This window comes from Pseudomonas azadiae (genome assembly GCF_019145355.1).
GTDB classification, from domain to species: domain Bacteria; phylum Pseudomonadota; class Gammaproteobacteria; order Pseudomonadales; family Pseudomonadaceae; genus Aquipseudomonas; species Aquipseudomonas azadiae.
On sequence record NZ_JAHSTY010000001.1, the window covers coordinates 2801488 to 2818475 of the forward strand.

Here is a 16988-nt window from a genome sequence, read left to right on the forward strand (position 1 = left end):
ATTAACTGTCCAACGCCTTGTACTTCTCGCGCAGATGGTTACGGATCCACACCGCCGACAAATTGAGCGTGGCAATCACCATCACCAGCAGCAGCGCAGTGGCGTACACCAGTGGCCGTGCGGCTTCGACGTTGGGGCTTTGGAAGCCGACGTCATAAATATGGAAGCCCAAGTGCATGATCTTCTGGTCCAGGTGCAGGTACGGGTAGTTGCCGTCCAGCGGCAGCGACGGCGCGAGTTTCACCACACCGACCAGCATCAGCGGCGCCACCTCACCGGCGGCGCGGGCCACGGCGAGGATCATGCCGGTCATCATCGCCGGGCTGGCCATTGGCAGCACGATCTTCCACAGCGTTTCCGCTTTGGTCGCGCCGAGCGCCAGGGAGCCTTCACGCACGGTGCGCGGAATCCGCGCCAGGCCCTCTTCGGTGGCCACGATCACCACCGGCACCGCCAGCAGCGCCAGGGTCAGCGAGGCCCACAACAGGCCCGGCGTGCCGAAGGTCGGGGCCGGCAGGGCTTCGGCGAAGAACAGGCGGTCGACCGAGCCACCCAATACATACACGAAGAAACCCAGGCCGAACACGCCGTAGACGATGGCTGGTACACCTGCCAGGTTGTTCACGGCGATGCGGATGATGCGGGTCAGGGTGTTCTGCTTGGCGTACTCACGCAGGTACACGGCCGCCAGCACGCCGAACGGGGTCACGATCATCGCCATGATCAGGGTCATCATCACGGTGCCGAAGATGGCCGGGAAAATCCCGCCTTCGGTGTTGGCTTCCCGTGGGTCATCGCTGAGGAATTCCCAGACCTTGCTGAAGTAGAAGCCGATCTTGGTCATCGTGCCCATGGCGTTCGGCTGGTAGGCATGCACCACTTTGCCGATGCCGATTTCCACTTCCTTGCCGTTGCCGTCGCGGGCGGTCAGCGCGTCGCGGTTGAACTGGGCGTGCAGGTCGGCCAGGCGCGCTTCGATGTCCTGGTAGCGGGCGTTCAGCTCGGCGCGGTCAGCGTCCATGTCGGCCTGGGCGGTGGCGTCAAGCTTGCCCTCCAGCTCCAGTTTGCGGCCGTGCAGGCGGATGCGTTCCAGGCCGGCGTTGATCGCGCCGATGTCGGATTTTTCAAGGGTCTTGAGCTGGGCGGCCAGCGCGTTCACGCGCTCGACACGGGCTTGCAGCTCGGGCCACGCGGCTTCGCCTTCGGCGATGACCTTGCCATCCTGCTTGACGTTGACCAGCGTGCCGTAGAAGTTGCCCCACTCGCGCCGCTCGATGGTCATCAGGTTTTTCGGCGTGGTCTGATCCTTCAACCACTCGCCGACGATCCAGGTGAAATCGTTGCCGTTCAGGTCACGGTTGCCGACTTTGATCAGCTCGCGGGTCATGAATTCCGGGCCCGCGTCAGGCACCGGCAGGCCGGCGCTTTTCAGGCGCTCGCGCGGCACTTGTTCTTTCTGCACCACTTCGCCGATGACGATATGGTTGGCCTGGCCCGGTACGTTGTAGTTGGCCTGGATCAGGTCGGCCGGCCAGAAGTGGCCCAAACCGCGCACCGCAATCACAGCCAGCAAACCGATGGTCATGATGACCGCGATGGACACCGCGCCACCGCTGATCCAGACGCCGGGGGCGCCGCTCTTGAACCATCCATTCAGGGAGTTCTGTTTCACAGACTTCTACCTTTCTTAAAGCGACGAGTATTTCTTGCGCAGACGCTGACGGATCAGCTCGGCGAGGGTGTTCATGATGAAGGTGAACAACAGCAGCACCAGCGCCGAGAGGAACAGCACGCGGTAGTGACTGCCGCCGACTTCCGACTCGGGCATTTCCACCGCGACGTTGGCCGCCAGCGTGCGCAGGCCTTCGAACAGGTTCATCTCCATCACCGGCGTGTTACCGGTGGCCATCAGCACGATCATGGTCTCGCCGACAGCGCGGCCCATGCCGATCATCAGCGCCGAGAAGATGCCCGGGCTGGCGGTCAGGATCACCACGCGCGTCATGGTCTGCCACGGCGTGGCGCCCAGGGCAAGCGAGCCCAGGGTCAGGCCGCGCGGCACGCTGAACACGGCGTCTTCGGCGATGGAGTAAATGTTCGGGATTACCGCAAACCCCATGGCCAGACCGACCACCAGGGCGTTGCGCTGGTCGTAGGTGATGCCCAGGTCGTGGGAGATCCACATGCGCATGTCGCCGCCGAAGAACCAGGTTTCCAGGTAGGGGCTCATGTACAGCGAGAGCCAACCGACAAACAGGATCACCGGGATCAGGATCGCGCTTTCCCAGCCATCGGGCACCCGCAGGCGGATCGACTCAGGCAGGCGGCTGAAAACAAAACCGGCGACCAGGATGCCAATCGGCAACAGCATCAACAGGCTGAAAATCCCCGGTAGATGGCCTTCCACATACGGCGCCAGGAACAGGCCGGCGAAGAAGCCGAGGATCACGGTCGGCATGGCTTCCATCAGCTCGATCACCGGCTTGACCTTGCGGCGCAGGCTCGGGGCCATGAAGTAAGCGGTGTAGATCGCGGCGGCAACCGCCAATGGCGCGGCCAGCAGCATGGCGTAGAACGCGGCCTTCAAGGTACCGAAGGTCAGCGGGGCCAGGCTCATCTTGGGTTCGAAGTCGGTGTTGGCGGCGGTCGACTGCCAGACGTATTTAGGTTCGTCGTAGTTCTCGTACCAGACCTTGCTCCACAACGCGCTCCAGGACACTTCCGGGTGCGGGTTGTCCAGCAGCAGCGGTTGCAGCTTGCCGCCGGCTTCCACGATGACGCGATTCGCGCGTGGCGATAGACCGAACACGCCCTGGCCGTCGACAACCGGGTCGACCAGCAAGGTGCGGTGCGCGGTGCTGTGGAACACGCCGAACTGGCCGGAGGCGTCGAGGGCGGCGAAGCCTTTGCGGCGCTCTTCGGCGGTGATTTCCACAATCGGCGCAGTGCCCATCTGGAAGGTTCGGATCTGCTTGAAGCGTTGCTCGCCATCCGGGTCGCGGGCCATGAACCATTGGGCCAGGCCGCCCTTGGAGTTGCCGATGATCAGCGAAATACCGCCCACCAGCTGGGTGCTGGCAGTGATTTCAGCGTTGGCATCGTCCAGCAGTTTGTAGCGACCGTTGAGGCTTTTGTCGCGCAGGCTGAAGACGTCGGCAAGGGCGCGGCCGTTGATCACGTACAGCCATTGTTGGCGCGGGTCGATGAAGATCGCCTTCACCGGTTCGGTCATTTGCGGCAGCTCGATACGCTTCTGCTCGCTGGTGACTTCGCCGGTCATCATGTTTTCTTCGCGGCTCAGGGACAGCACGTTCAAGTACGAGCCGGCCGAACCTGCAATCACCAAGGTGGTATCCGTGGCGTTGAGCGCCACATGTTGCAGCGGGCGGCCAGCGTCATCCAGGACGATCGGGGTTTCGCCATAAGGGTATTCGATGGCCGGGCTGATGGTTTTCTTGCCGTCGGGATAGGACACTTTATAGGTGTGGCGGAACACCATGGACTGGCCATTGGACAACCCGAGGATCACCAGCGGGCTGCCGGGCTGGTCTTCACCAATGGAGGCCACGCTGACACCGGCCGGCAGTGGCAGGTCGACACGCTTGAGCTCGGCGCCGGTTTCCACGTTGAAGAACAGCGCCTGACCCTTGTCGGAAACCCGCATGGCGACTTGGTTCTGTTCTTCGAGGGAAATCATCAGCGGCTTGCCGGCGTCCTGGATCCAGGCCGGGGTCAGGGCGTCTTCCTTGGTCAATGAAGCCCCTTGGAACAAGGGCGCGACGACATAGGCCAGAAAAAAGAAGATCAGGGTAATGGCGCCGAGGACGGCGAGACCGCCGACCAGCACGTACCAACGGGTCAGGCGATCCTTGAGCGCGCGAATGCGGCGCTTGCGTTGCAGCTCAGGCGTATTGAAATCAATGCGCTTGGGGGGAGAAGTCGTCGTCATGGTGGAATTGGCCAGATCATTCATGCGCACACCCTAGCGGTCCTGTATGACAGAAAGATGACAATGTGGTGACGCACCAAATCCGCCGCGAAGCAAAGCTGGCAGCGGATAAAAAAGGGGTGTAGTTGAGCTAATGTGGGAGCGCGCTTGCCCGCGATGGCATCAACACGATTTCAACCTTGAACCGCGTCGCCAGCATCGCGGGCAAGCCCGCTCCCACACAAAAGCCTGCTCCTACACAGGGTATTACAGGCTTAGTTGCCTTCTTTCAGACCCAGCTCAGCCAGGGCCTTGGCGGCGACTTTGGCGGGCAGCGGGATGTAGCCGTCTTTGACTACAACTTCCTGGCCCTGTTTGGACAGGACCAGCTTCACGAACTCGGCTTCCAGCGGGGCCAAAGGCTTGTTCGGAGCCTTGTTGACGTAAACGTAGAGGAAGCGCGACAGCGGGTATTTGCCGTTCAGGGCGTTTTCTTCGCTGTCTTCGATATAGTCAGTGCTGCCTTTCTTGGCCAGGGCCACGGTTTTCACGCTGGCGGTCTTGTAACCGATGCCCGAGTAACCGATGCCGTTCAGCGACGAGCTGATCGACTGCACGACCGAAGCCGAGCCGGGTTGTTCGTTCACGTTTGGCTTGTAGTCACCTTTGCACAGGGCCTCTTCCTTGAAGTAGCCATAAGTGCCGGACACCGAGTTACGACCGAACAGTTGCACCGGCTTGTTGGCCAGGTCGCCGGTCACACCCAGATCACCCCAGGTTTTCACGTCGGCTTTGGCGCCGCACAGACGCGTCGACGAGAAGATCGCGTCGACCTGCTCCATGGTCAGGTGCTGGATGGGGTTGTCCTTGTGTACAAATACAGCCAGGGCATCCACGGCAACCGGGATAGCGGTTGGTTTGTAGCCGTACTTCTGCTCGAAGGCAGCCAGTTCGGTGTCCTTCATCTTGCGGCTCATCGGGCCCAGGTTGGAGGTGCCTTCGGTCAGCGCAGGAGGCGCGGTGGCAGAGCCGGCCGCTTGGATCTGGATGTTGACGTTCGGGTATTCCTTTTTGTAACCCTCGGCCCACAGAGTCATCAGGTTTGCCAGGGTATCGGAACCAACGCTGGACAAGTTGCCCGACACACCAGTGGTCTTGACGTAAGCCGGGATCGCCGGGTCAACGCCAGCAGCCACCGCGTTGGCGGTCGCGACGCCAGCAGCGACAAACGTCATTGCCGCCATCAAACGTTTCAGTTTCATGCCTTGCTCCTAGCAGATAGGGATAATTGGATCGGGGCCAAGTATCGGCAGGCCGTGTGACTACTCTATGTCTGGAATGTGACAGTTGGATGAAAGGCCACTATCGGCGGGAGAAGGAAACCGGATCGTTCCCGCGCTTGCGCGTGGGAGCGATCATGTCGTCAAGACCTAACGTGAACGCTTCCACAGATACCCACCCACCACCATCCCCATCACACACAGGGCGGCCACGTAGTAGGACGGGCCCATCGGGCTTTCCTTCATCAGCAGCGATACCGCCAGCGGCGTCAGCCCGCCGAACACGGCGTAGGCCACGTTGTAGGAGAACGACAAGCCACTGAAACGCACTACGGGCGGGAACGCCTTGACCATCACGTAGGGCACCACCCCAATGACGCCTACAAACAAGCCGGTCAGGGCGTATAGCGGGAACAGCCAGTCCGGGTGGGCCATCAGGCTGTGATACAGCGTCCAGGAAGTTGCCAGCAACAGCGCACAACCGCAGATGAGCACACGGCCGGCGCCGAAGCGATCGGCCAGGGCTCCGGAGGCGATGCAGCCCAGGCTCAGGGTGACGATGGCCAGGCTGTTGGCCTGCAGCGCAACGGTCGGGCTGAAGTGATAAATGGTCTGCAGCACGGTCGGGGTCATCAGGATGACCACCACCACGCCGGCCGACAGCAGCCAAGTCAGCAGCATCGACAAGACGATGGCACCACGGTGGTCGCGCAGGACGGCGCGCAACGGTAACTCGGCGGCCAGGGCCTTGCGTTGCTGCATCTCGGCGAAGATCGGCGTTTCGTGCAGCCAGCGGCGCAAGTACACCGACAGCAGGCCGAACACGCCGCCGAGCAGGAACGGGATGCGCCAGGCGTAATCCGACACCTGCTCCGGGCTATAAAGCGTGTTGATCGCAGTGGCAACCAGCGAACCCAGCAGGATGCCGGCGGTGAGACCGCTGGTCAGGGTGCCGCAGGCGTAGCCGATATGGCGCGGCGGCACGTGTTCGGACACAAACACCCAGGCACCTGGCACCTCACCGCCAATCGCCGCACCTTGGATGATGCGCATCAGCAGCAGCAGGACCGGCGCCCACAGGCCGATTTGTGCGTAGGTTGGCAGCAGGCCCATGATCAGGGTCGGCACGGCCATCATGAAGATGCTCAGGGTGAACATTTTCTTGCGGCCCAGCAGGTCGCCGAAGTGCGCCATGATAATGCCGCCCAAAGGGCGCGCCAGGTAGCCGGCGGCGAAGATGCCGAAGGTCTGCATCATGCGCAGCCATTCGGGCATGTCCACAGGGAAAAACAGTTTTCCGACCACCGTGGCGAAAAACACAAAGATGATGAAATCGTAGAACTCCAGCGCCCCGCCCAAGGCAGACAGCGACAGGGTTTTGTAGTCGTTGCGGGTCAGCGGGCGCGAAGGTTGCGCACTGCTTGCGGGCACGGAGGACATGGCAAGGCTTCTCTTATTAGTCAGAACGGCAAGCCCGAGGTGTTGGCCGGGCCGGAACGGGTTCGGCAAGATAGCAAATCGCCCGGAAAAGCACATCAGAAGCACAGTTGCGGCAAAAAGCCCCCGTACAGCCGCCAATTGCCGACCAAATGAGCGCCCAGAGGTCGTCGTGGCGCCAGGGTCTCGATATACTCGGCCCTTGCAAGCGCAAGACCCGCAGTCTTGACGGGCTGCTGTGCCAAAACGTCGTTGGGTGCCATCCAGCCGATTTGGCAGAGTTTCCCTTTAGTACGCCTTACGAGAAACGCATCACGCGGTGTATGTTGGTGCTGAAACGTTTTTTTCGAAGACGGCTATCCACTTGAAATACCCATGAAGCGTTACGGGTCAGAGGCCCTCGGCATGATCGAACTCGAACAAGAAGATCCTATCCCGCAAGGCGATCTCGCCCTGCAAATCACCGCGCTCCCGCGTGAAACCAACGGTTTTGGTGATATTTTCGGCGGCTGGCTGGTCGCGCAGATGGACCTGGCCGGTACCGCCATGGCCAGCAAGGTTGCGGGTGGGCGCGTAGCCACCGTGGCCATTGATCGCATGGCATTCCTGGTGCCGGTCGCCGTGGGCGCGCAGCTTTCCTTCTACACCCAGGCCCTGGAAATCGGCCGCAGCTCGATCCAGATGATGGTCGAAGTGTGGAGCGACGACCCGCTGTCCAGCGAATGGCGCAAGGTTACCGAGGCGGTGTTCGTATTTGTCGCCATCGACGGCAGCGGGCGCACCCGTTCGGTACCTTCGCGCGCACGTTGAACCGTGCTCGTTAAACATCGCCGGGTTTTGACGGTCAATTGCCCCATTGCCTGCCATAGAAGAGTGTTGCCATGCCTACGCCCCATGTTGAAAGCCTGAAAATCGACGAGCTGGACTGCTGGCGCATCCGCCACAACGGCGCCGAACTGATGGTGGCGCAACAGGGCGCGCACATTTTCAGCTACGGGCGCGTCGGCGAGCAGCCGCTGATCTGGCCAAACCCTGAAGCGGTATTCAAGCAGGGCAAAGGCATTCGTACCGGTGTGCCAGTGTGCTGGCCGTGGTTTGGGGTGTTTGACCGCAACCCGCAGAGCGTCAAGGCAATGCGCCAGAGCGATCAGCCGACCGGCGCTCATGGTTTTGCGCGCACGGCACTCTGGGAGTTGGCAGCAACCGAATTTGAAGGCGAAGCATTGCGCGTCGACCTGGTATTGCCGGTGCCCGCAGGCAGGTTCCCCGGCTGGCCCCACAAGGTAGGCCTGAAGCTCAGCCTGTTGCTGGACGACCAGTTGCGTATCCGGCTGACCAGCCATAACCAAGACACTGACACTGTCACTTTCAGTCAGGCGCTGCACACCTACTTCGCCGTGAGCGATGTGCGCAACGTGCAGGTCGAAGGCCTGGACGGGGCGACGTATATCGATACGGCCGATGGCTGGACGCAGAAGCAGCAGTCCGGCCTGCTGCACTTCACCGCCGAGACTGACCGCATTTATCTCGACACCCCAGCCCAGCTGGCTATTGTCGACAAAGACTGGCAACGCCGCATTCAACTTACGGCCGAGGGTTCCAAGTCGACCGTGATCTGGAATCCCTGGACCGAGCGCGCCAAGGCGTTCGATGACATGGCCGATGATGGCTGGCAGGGCATGCTGTGCATCGAGACGGCGAATGTGCTGGATGATGTGGTCAGCCTGGCACCCGGCGAAAGCCATACCCTGGGTGTAAGCATCAGCGGTATTGCCCTGTAGACGCCGATCAAAATGTGGGAGCTGGCTTGTCGGACCGCCGCACCGCTGCGATACAGGCGACTCGGTGCGTCAGTTGCACCGAGGTGATGCTATCGCAGGCAAGCCAGCCACATTGGCCGGTGTTGCGGCTTAGAGATCGGATTCCTTTACGACCCGCACCTTCCCCGCATCCAGCGCATAGGCCGCATCGGCCAGGTCATTGTTGACCTTCTCCACCTTCAACGTCCCCGTAACCCACAACGGCGTGTAGATATCATCCAGCTTCAACCCCTTGGGATAGCGCACCAGCACCAATTGGTTTGGCGGCGGAGGCGGCACATGGATACAGGCGCCCGGATACGGTACGAGGAAAAACAAGGTGCTGCGCCCCTTGGCGTCCGTTTCCAGCGGGACAGGATAGCCGCCAATGCGGATGTTCTTGCCGTTCATGGCCGCCACGGTCTTGGTGGAATACATCACCGCCGGCAACCCCTTGCTCTGCTTCAAGCCACCTTTATCGGTAAAAGTGCCTTGGGCTTCGGGGGAGTTGTGATCGATCTCGGGCATGGCTTCGAGGGCTTTTTGATCCGACAACGGCATCAGGTCGAGCCAGTCGGTTTCCGGCAATTGGCCGGCGTGCGCCAGGCCTGGGCCCAGCAAGAGGAGAGTCAATAGAAGACGGCGCATGAAGAAGCTCGGCAAGTACAGGTGCCGAGCATTCTAGCCCTCTGCGCCTGCGCAGCGCAGAGGACTTTGTCGGCTTATTTTCTTTTGATCAGGCCGTAGATCACCAGCAGCACGATGGCGCCTACCAAGGCACCGAGGAAGCCCGCGCCTTGGCCCGCCTGGTAGATACCCAGCGCCTGACCACCGTAGGTCGCGGCCAGGGAGCCGGCGATACCCAGCAGGATGGTCATGATCCAGCCCATGCTGTCGTCGCCTGGCTTGAGGAACCGCGCGAGCAGACCGACGATCAAGCCGATGAAGATGGTTCCGATGATACCCATGGCATTTCCCTCTGATTGAATGTGAGTCATGGCAAAGCCTAGTCAGGCTTTGCCATCCTGCAATCAGAGAGACGTCGGCAACCAATGGTTCCCGTCGATCCGAGGCTTATTGCTCGGCGAGCAACGCCTCGACCTTGAGGATCTGTGCCTGCAGCGTCGCACGGTCCTTGCAGCGCAGGTTGGCGTGACCGACCTTGCGCCCGGCCTTGAAGGCCTTGCCGTAGTGATGCAGATGGCAGTCCTCGATCGCGATGACCCGCTCCACCGGCGGCACCGAGCCGATGAAGTTGAGCATGGCGCTCTCGCCGATCTTGGCCGTGGAGCCCAGCGGCAGGCCGGCGACCGCCCGCAGGTGGTTCTCGAACTGGCTGCACTCGGCGCCTTCGGTGGTCCAGTGCCCGGAGTTGTGCACGCGCGGTGCGATTTCGTTGGCCTTGAGGCCGCCGTCGACTTCAAAGAACTCGAACGCCATCACCCCAACATAGTCCAGCTGCTTGAGCACGCGGCTGGAATAGTCTTGGGCCAATGCCTGCAGCGGGTGATCGCTGCTGGCCACGGACAGCTTGAGGATGCCGTTGACGTGGGTGTTGTGCACCAGCGGGTAGAAACGGATCTCGCCATCACGGGCGCGCACGGCGATCAACGACACCTCGCCGGTGAACGTCACGAAACCTTCCAGCAGGCAAGGAACGCTGCCCAGCTCGGCAAAGGTGCCGGCCACATCCGCTTCGCTGCGCAGCACTTTCTGGCCCTTGCCGTCGTAACCCAGAGTGCGGGTCTTGAGCACGGCCGGCAGGCCGATGCTGGCGACGGCGGCGTCCAGGTCCGCCTGGGACTGGATGTCGGCGAAGGCCGGGGTCGGAATGCCCAGGTCTTTGAACAGGCTTTTTTCGAACCAGCGGTCGCGAGCGATGCGCAGGGCTTCGGCGCTCGGGTACACCGGCACGAACTGCGACAGGAAGGCCACGGTTTCGGCCGGGACGCTTTCGAACTCGAAGGTCACCAGGTCGACTTCATCGGCCAGCTGGCGCAGGTGGTCCAGGTCGCTGTAGTCGGCGCGCAAGTGTTCACCCAGGGCCGCCGCACAAGCGTCCGGCGCCGGGTCCAGGAAAGCGAAATTCATCCCCAGCGGGGTACCCGCCAGGGCCAGCATGCGGCCCAATTGGCCGCCACCGATTACACCGATTTTCATCAATCAATAACCTCAGGCGATTCGTGGGTCTGGATTGTCCAGCACGCTGTCTGTCTGCTCGGCACGGAATTTCTTCAGCACCGCGTGGAACTGCGGGTGCTTGGCGCCCAAGATGCTGGCGGACAGCAGGGCTGCGTTGATCGCGCCGGCCTTGCCGATCGCCAGCGTCGCCACCGGAATACCGGCCGGCATCTGCACGATGGACAACAGCGAATCCACGCCCGAGAGCATTGCCGACTGCACTGGCACGCCGAGCACCGGCAGGTGGGTCTTGGCCGCACACATGCCCGGCAGGTGCGCCGCACCGCCGGCACCGGCGATGATCACCTCGATGCCACGGGATTCTGCTTCATCGGCATACTGGAACAGCAAGTCCGGGGTGCGGTGGGCGGAGACCACCTTCACTTCATACGGAATGCCGAGTTTTTCCAGCATATCGGCGGTGTGGCTAAGGGTGGACCAATCGGACTTGGAGCCCATGATCACGCCAACCAATGCACTCATCGTCGTGCCTCTTCTCTCTGGGCGCCCGCAGGCGCGTCAAAAAACAACAAGCCACGCGGGAAATCCAGCGTGGCTTGTTGTACGAATTTTGGCCGATTGGACCGGCCGAAGGCCGCGCAGTATACCGTAATAATTCAGATAAACAGCCCCTGGGATGACCATCTGTCTTGCCGGCCAAAGCGACGGTTTTATTGACTTACAGGTCAGCGAAAACACCCCGAACCCTGTGGGAGCTGGCTTGCCTGCGATAGCAGTGGGCCAGTGACTGAAATGTCGTCTGATACACCGCAATCGCAGGCAAGCCAGCTCCCACATTCGATCTTCATCGTTTTCAAGTGCCTTGCGCCGCGCCACCTTCCAGCTTGCGCCACAACAACCGCACATTCGCCTTGCGCACCAATGCACAGCGATACAGGCGAATCTCCAGCGGCACATGCCATTGCGGCCCGCCGCACACCACCAGCTCGCCGCGAGCCAGTTCAGCTCGCACGCTCAACTGCGGCACCCAGGCGATGCCCAGCCCTTCCAGGGCCATGCTCTTGAGGCTGTCGGCCATGGCGGTTTCATACACGGTGGTAAAGCGCAGTGCACGTTGGCGCAGCAACAGGTTGACCGAGCGGCCCAGGAACGCGCCCGCGCTGTAGGCCAGCAACGGCACGCTGCCCTCGCCTTCCAGGTCGAACAACGGCCTGCCCTCGGCGTCGGCCGCGCACACCGGGAGCATTTCAGTGTTACCCAGGTGCAGTGACGGGAAGATCTCGGCGTCCATCTGCATGGCCGCATCCGGGTCGTAGAACGCCAGCATCAGGTCGCAGCCGCCTTCGCGCAAGGCGTGCACCGCGTCGCCCACGTTGGTGGCGACCAGCCGCGTGGCAATGTTCAAACCTTCGTTGCGCAGTTGTGCAATCCAACGGGGGAAGAAGCCCAGCGCCAAGGAGTGGGCCGCCGCCACTTGCATGACCTCGCCCTGCCCGCCTTCCAGATGATGCAAATGGCGCAGCACTTCACCGAGCTGTTCGACCACGGTGCGTGCAGTGACCAGGAACAATTGCCCCGCTGCGGTCAATTCCACCGGTGTGCGCGAGCGGTTGACCAAGGTCAGGCCCAACGCGGCTTCGAGGCTGCGGATGCGTCGGCTGAACGCCGGCTGGGTGACAAAGCGCCGCTCCGCCGCCTGGGAAAAACTACGGGTGGCCGCCAGGGCGCTGAAGTCTTCCAGCCATTTGCTCTCAAGGTTCATCACGTCCTCCCACGGGTACGCACCATTTTGGCACACACGCCCGCCATCATAGCTGGGTCACACCTGCATTATGCCGTTTGTGCATAGGCCAGTGTTTAACAGCATTGGCCCAAAAACTTTCACACGCCTAGCATTCGCAGCGTTCCGGCCAGTTCCGGGTCCTTATCGAGATGATTTCCGTCATGTCCTCCGCTGCATCTTTCCGCACAGAAAAAGACCTGCTTGGCGTACTCGAAGTACCTGCCCAAGCGTATTACGGCATCCAGACCCTGCGAGCGGTGAACAACTTCCGCCTCTCGGGTGTTCCGATTTCGCATTACCCGAAATTGGTGGTCGGCCTGGCAATGGTCAAGCAAGCGGCGGCTGACGCCAACCGCGAACTGGGCCAGCTCAGCGAAGCCAAGCACGCAGCTATCAGCGAAGCCTGTGCCCGCCTGATCCGCGGCGATTTCCACGAAGAGTTCGTGGTGGACATGATTCAAGGCGGCGCCGGCACTTCAACCAACATGAATGCCAACGAAGTCATCGCCAATATCGCGCTGGAGGCCATGGGCCACCAGAAGGGCGAATACCAGTACCTGCACCCCAACAACGACGTGAACATGGCGCAGTCGACCAACGACGCCTACCCGACCGCGATCCGTCTGGGTCTGCTGCTGGGCCATGACGCGCTGCTCGCCAGCCTCGACAGCCTGATCCAGGCGTTCGCCGCCAAAGGCGTCGAGTTCGGCCATGTGCTGAAAATGGGCCGCACCCAACTGCAAGACGCCGTGCCGATGACCCTCGGCCAGGAATTCCGCGCCTTCGCCACCACCCTGGGCGAAGACCTGGCACGTCTGAAAACCCTCGCGCCGGAGCTGCTCACCGAAGTGAACCTGGGCGGCACCGCCATCGGCACCGGCATCAACGCCGACCCGCGCTACCAGGCCCTGGCCGTGCAACGCCTGGCCACCATCAGCGGCCAGCCGCTGGTACCGGCGGCCGACCTGATCGAAGCCACCTCCGACATGGGCGCGTTCGTGCTGTTCTCCGGCATGCTCAAGCGCACCGCGGTGAAGCTGTCGAAGATCTGCAACGACTTGCGCCTGCTGTCCAGCGGCCCACGCACCGGGATCAACGAGATCAACCTGCCGGCGCGTCAGCCAGGCAGCTCGATCATGCCCGGCAAGGTCAACCCGGTGATCCCGGAAGCCGTGAACCAGGTAGCGTTCCAAGTCATCGGTAACGACCTGGCCCTGACCATGGCGGCCGAAGGCGGCCAACTGCAACTGAACGTGATGGAGCCACTGATCGCCTTCAAGATCTTCGACTCGATCCGCCTGCTGCAACGCGCCATGGACATGCTGCGCGAGCACTGCATCGTCGGCATCACCGCCAACGAGGCGCGCTGCCGTGAGCTGGTGGAGCATTCCATCGGCCTGGTGACCGCGCTGAACCCGTACATCGGCTATGAAAACGCCACCCGCATCGCGCGGATCGCCCTTGAAAGCGGCCGCGGCGTACTGGAACTGGTGCGCGAAGAAGGCTTGCTCGACGACGCCATGCTCGACGACATCCTGCGCCCCGAAAACATGATTGCCCCACGCTTGGTCCCGTTGAAGGCCTAAGCGTTTGTTGCACCGCTCACCAGGCTGAGGGACTAGACACCTCTCACCTTTTGAGGGCCTGAAGGCTCGTTTCTTCAGGCCCTTTTTTTTAACTTGGAAATACGCTCCACCGAACACCGCAATACCCTGTGGGAGCCAGGCTTGCCCGCGATGAGGTGGATCAGCCGGCATCACTGTTGCCTGACCCACCGCCATCGCGGGCAAGCCCGGCTCCCACAGTCAACGGGTGTAGCCATAAGGACTTTGGTGAAACCTTTAATCAGCCCGGGCAGACGGATGACGCTCGCCTAGGTATAGTGCCGCCCCTCTTCGCGTGCGCGGTCGTCGGTAACGAGGCCCGGATACAACGCGAAACCGCATGAATAACAACCCGCAAAAGGATTGGGGTCGAACTGTCGCGCACTGCCTGGTGCGATGCGATGGCGTCGAACCCTCCTGCGTTTGCCATTAGAAAAATCAGCGAGGAACACTCCATGCTCGAAGTCATCAACGACTTCCTCTCAGGGAAAGTACTGATCGTGCTCATTGTCGGGCTCGGCGGTTATTTCACGATTCGCTCGCGTTTCGTACAGTTGCGTCACTTCTTCCACATGTTTTCAGTGTTCCGCGACAGCTTGAAAAGCAGCGCCGGCCAGCTCAGTTCGTTCCAGGCGCTGATGCTCAGCCTGGCCGGCCGCGTCGGTGCCGGTAACATTGCCGGTGTCGGCATTGCCGTGACCCTGGGTGGCCCGGGCGCCGTGTTCTGGATGTGGGTCACCGCGCTGGTGGGCATGTCGTCGAGCTTTATCGAATGCTCCCTCGGCCAGCTGTACAAGCGCACCGACGCCGAAGGCACCTACCGTGGCGGCCCGGCCTATTACATCCAGCACGGCTTGCATAAACGCTGGCTGGGCATGGTCATGGCGTTCCTGCTGCTGGTGACCTTCGGCTTCGCCTTTAACGGCCTGCAAGCCCACGCCGTGACCCACTCGCTGAACAACGCCTTTGGCCTGGACACCACCTACACTGGCCTGGCGCTGGCGGTGCTGCTGGGCCTGGTGTTCATCGGTGGAATCAAGCGCATCGCCTCGATCGCCGACCTGCTGGTGCCGGTCAAGACCCTGGTCTATATCGCCGTGACCCTCTACGTGATCGTGCTGCAATTCGACCACGTACCGGCCATGCTCGCGACCATCGTCAAGAGCGCCTTCGGCCTTGACCAAGCCTTCGGCGGCCTGGTGGGCAGCGCGATCATCATGGGCGTGAAACGCGGCGTGTTCGCCAACGAAGCCGGTTTGGGCAGTGCGCCCAACGTGGCCGCCGTGGCGTCGGTGGAACATCCGATTGCCCAAGGCGTGGTACAGGCATTCAGCGTGTTCCTCGATACCTTCGTGATCTGCACCTGCACCGCCTTGCTGATTCTGCTCTCCGGTTTCTACACGCCTGGCTTTGAAGGCGACGGTATTGCCCTGACCCAGAATTCCCTGGCTGCGGTGGTCGGCGACTGGGGCCGCATGTTCATCTCGGTGGCCCTGGCGTTATTCGTGTTCACGTCGATCATGTACAACTACTACTTGGGCGAGAGCAACCTGCGCTTCCTGGTCGGCAACAACCGCAAGGTGCTGATGGGCTACCGCGCATTGGTGCTGGTGCTGATCTTCTGGGGTTCGATCGAGAACCTCGGCACCGTGTTCGCCTTCGCCGACATCACCATGACCCTGCTGGCGTTCGTCAACCTGTTCGCCCTGGCGTTCCTGTTCAAGATCGCCATGCGCATCCTGAACGACTATGACAACCAGCGTGCGGCGGGCATCAAGACCCCAGTGTTCGACTCCAGCCAGTTCCCTGACCTGGACTTGGACCGCCAGGCCTGGCCGGCCAATCCGGTCAAACCGCAAGCGGCTCCCGCGGCTGAGCTGAATGCTCAAGTGCAACGCTAAGCGCAGTAGATGACACGCCGCACGACCTTGGGCATGCTCGGGGCCGTGCGGCGTTTTTCGTTCAGGAGATTCTTCGATGCAGTCAGCTAATAACGTCATGGTGCTCTACACCGGTGGCACCATCGGCATGCAGGCCAGCGCCAACGGCCTGGCCCCCGCGTCCGGTTTCGAGGCGCGCATGCGCGAACAGCTGGCCAGCCAGCCAGTACCGGTGTGGCGCTTCCAGGAAATGGCCCCGCTGATCGACAGCGCCAACATGACTCCGGCCTATTGGCAGCGCCTGCGCACGGCGGTGATTGAAGCGGTGGGCCAAGGCTGTGACGGCGTACTGATCCTGCATGGCACCGACACCCTGGCCTACAGCGCGGCGGCCATGAGTTTCCAACTGCTGGGCCTGCCGGCGCCGGTGGTGTTTACCGGTTCGATGTTGCCTGCCGGCGTACCCGACAGCGATGCCTGGGAAAACGTCAGCGGCGCGCTGCAAGCGTTGGGCAAGGGCCTGGCGCCGGGTGTGCAACTGTACTTCCACGGCGCGCTGATGGCGCCGACCCGCTGCGCGAAAATTCGCAGTTTCGGCCGCCATCCCTTTGCGGCCCTGCAGCGCAACGGCGGTGTCGCCCAGGTGGGCACGCTCCCGGCAGCCCTGGACTACCGCCAGCCCAAAACCCTGGCCAACGTCGCGGTGTTGCCGCTGGTGCCAGGCATCGGCGCGGCCCAATTGGACGCCACGATCGACAGCGGCATCCAGGCACTGGTCCTGGAATGCTTCGGCAGCGGCACCGGCCCAAGCGATAACCCCGAATTTCTCGCCAGCCTGGCGCGCGCTCAGGCACAAGGGATTGTCGTCGTCGCGATCACCCAATGCCATGAAGGCGGCGTGGAGCTGGATGTCTACGAAGCCGGCAGCCGGTTGCGTGGCGTGGGCGTGCTGTCCGGTGGCGGCATGACCCGCGAAGCGGCGTTCGGCAAGCTCAACGCGTTGCTGGGTGCCGGGCTGGATATTCAGCACGTTCGCCAACTGGTAGAAACCAACCTGTGCGGCGAGCTGGGGTGAGCGCCCGTACATAATCACCGCCTTTGCTGACGACGCATTTTCTAGCATGGCAACTCGGGC

The 16988-nt window shown here is 61.9% G+C and carries 14 protein-coding genes; 5 read left to right on the top strand and 9 right to left on the bottom strand.

Translation table 11 applies throughout. From position 1 onward, the window contains the following. Nucleotide 1 precedes the first annotated feature (1 nt). From pstA to KVG91_RS12825, 4 genes are all read right to left on the bottom strand, one after another. Nucleotides 2-1672, bottom strand: a complete 1671-nt coding sequence (gene pstA, locus KVG91_RS12810) for a phosphate ABC transporter permease PstA (RefSeq protein ID WP_169376390.1) — start codon at nt 1670-1672, stop codon at nt 2-4. 15 nt (nt 1673-1687) lie between these two features. Continuing rightward, complete coding sequence (locus KVG91_RS12815) at nt 1688-3721, bottom strand: ABC transporter permease subunit (RefSeq protein WP_217894915.1); 2034 nt, start codon at nt 3719-3721, stop codon at nt 1688-1690. Nucleotides 3722-4203: 482 nt separating this feature from the next. Beyond that, complete coding sequence (locus KVG91_RS12820) at nt 4204-5190, bottom strand: phosphate ABC transporter substrate-binding protein PstS (protein ID WP_169376392.1); 987 nt, start codon at nt 5188-5190, stop codon at nt 4204-4206. A gap of 168 nt (nt 5191-5358) precedes the next feature. Next, nucleotides 5359-6648 carry an MFS transporter gene (locus KVG91_RS12825; protein WP_169376393.1) on the bottom strand — a complete coding sequence of 430 codons (1290 nt, stop codon included), beginning with the start codon at nt 6646-6648 and terminating at the stop codon, nt 5359-5361. Between the two features lie 402 nt (nt 6649-7050). Here KVG91_RS12825 and KVG91_RS12830 point away from each other — a divergent pair, with 402 nt between their 5' ends. Further along, nucleotides 7051-7455, top strand: a complete 405-nt coding sequence (locus tag KVG91_RS12830) for an acyl-CoA thioesterase (RefSeq protein ID WP_003176975.1) — start codon at nt 7051-7053, stop codon at nt 7453-7455. Nucleotides 7456-7526: 71 nt separating this feature from the next. Continuing rightward, entirely contained in the window at nt 7527-8426 is a 900-nt protein-coding gene (locus tag KVG91_RS12835) for a D-hexose-6-phosphate mutarotase (RefSeq protein WP_169376394.1), read from the top strand. Nucleotides 8427-8555: 129 nt separating this feature from the next. On the opposite strand, the gene KVG91_RS12840 is transcribed toward KVG91_RS12835, so the two are convergent. The 5 genes from KVG91_RS12840 to KVG91_RS12860 all read right to left on the bottom strand — a co-directional run bounded on the left by KVG91_RS12840 (nt 8556) and on the right by KVG91_RS12860 (nt 12348). Beyond that, nucleotides 8556-9092 carry a DUF3299 domain-containing protein gene (locus KVG91_RS12840; RefSeq protein ID WP_169376395.1) on the bottom strand — a complete coding sequence of 179 codons (537 nt, stop codon included), beginning with the start codon at nt 9090-9092 and terminating at the stop codon, nt 8556-8558. Between the two features lie 74 nt (nt 9093-9166). Beyond that, nucleotides 9167-9412, bottom strand: coding sequence for a GlsB/YeaQ/YmgE family stress response membrane protein (locus tag KVG91_RS12845; protein WP_003231726.1), 246 nt, complete (start codon nt 9410-9412; stop codon nt 9167-9169). 106 nt (nt 9413-9518) lie between these two features. Continuing rightward, nucleotides 9519-10604, bottom strand: coding sequence for a 5-(carboxyamino)imidazole ribonucleotide synthase (locus tag KVG91_RS12850; RefSeq protein WP_169376396.1), 1086 nt, complete (start codon nt 10602-10604; stop codon nt 9519-9521). A gap of 12 nt (nt 10605-10616) precedes the next feature. Then, complete coding sequence (gene purE, locus KVG91_RS12855) at nt 10617-11108, bottom strand: 5-(carboxyamino)imidazole ribonucleotide mutase (RefSeq protein ID WP_003176980.1); 492 nt, start codon at nt 11106-11108, stop codon at nt 10617-10619. A gap of 331 nt (nt 11109-11439) precedes the next feature. Next, a complete protein-coding gene (locus KVG91_RS12860; RefSeq protein ID WP_169376397.1) occupies nt 11440-12348 on the bottom strand; it encodes a LysR substrate-binding domain-containing protein in 909 nt (302 codons plus the stop codon). Nucleotides 12349-12530: 182 nt separating this feature from the next. Between KVG91_RS12860 and aspA the strand changes: the two genes are divergently transcribed. The 3 genes from aspA to KVG91_RS12875 all read left to right on the top strand — a co-directional run bounded on the left by aspA (nt 12531) and on the right by KVG91_RS12875 (nt 16928). Then, nucleotides 12531-13955, top strand: coding sequence for an aspartate ammonia-lyase (gene aspA, locus KVG91_RS12865; protein ID WP_017739004.1), 1425 nt, complete (start codon nt 12531-12533; stop codon nt 13953-13955). Between the two features lie 473 nt (nt 13956-14428). Beyond that, the gene (locus KVG91_RS12870) at nt 14429-15874 is read left to right on the top strand and encodes an alanine/glycine:cation symporter family protein (RefSeq protein WP_169376398.1); all 1446 of its coding nucleotides are present in this window, start codon (nt 14429-14431) and stop codon (nt 15872-15874) included. A gap of 76 nt (nt 15875-15950) precedes the next feature. Beyond that, nucleotides 15951-16928 (top strand): asparaginase, encoded by a 978-nt coding sequence (locus KVG91_RS12875; RefSeq protein ID WP_169376399.1) that lies wholly within the window; start codon nt 15951-15953, stop codon nt 16926-16928. Nucleotides 16929-16988: the final 60 nt, after the last annotated feature.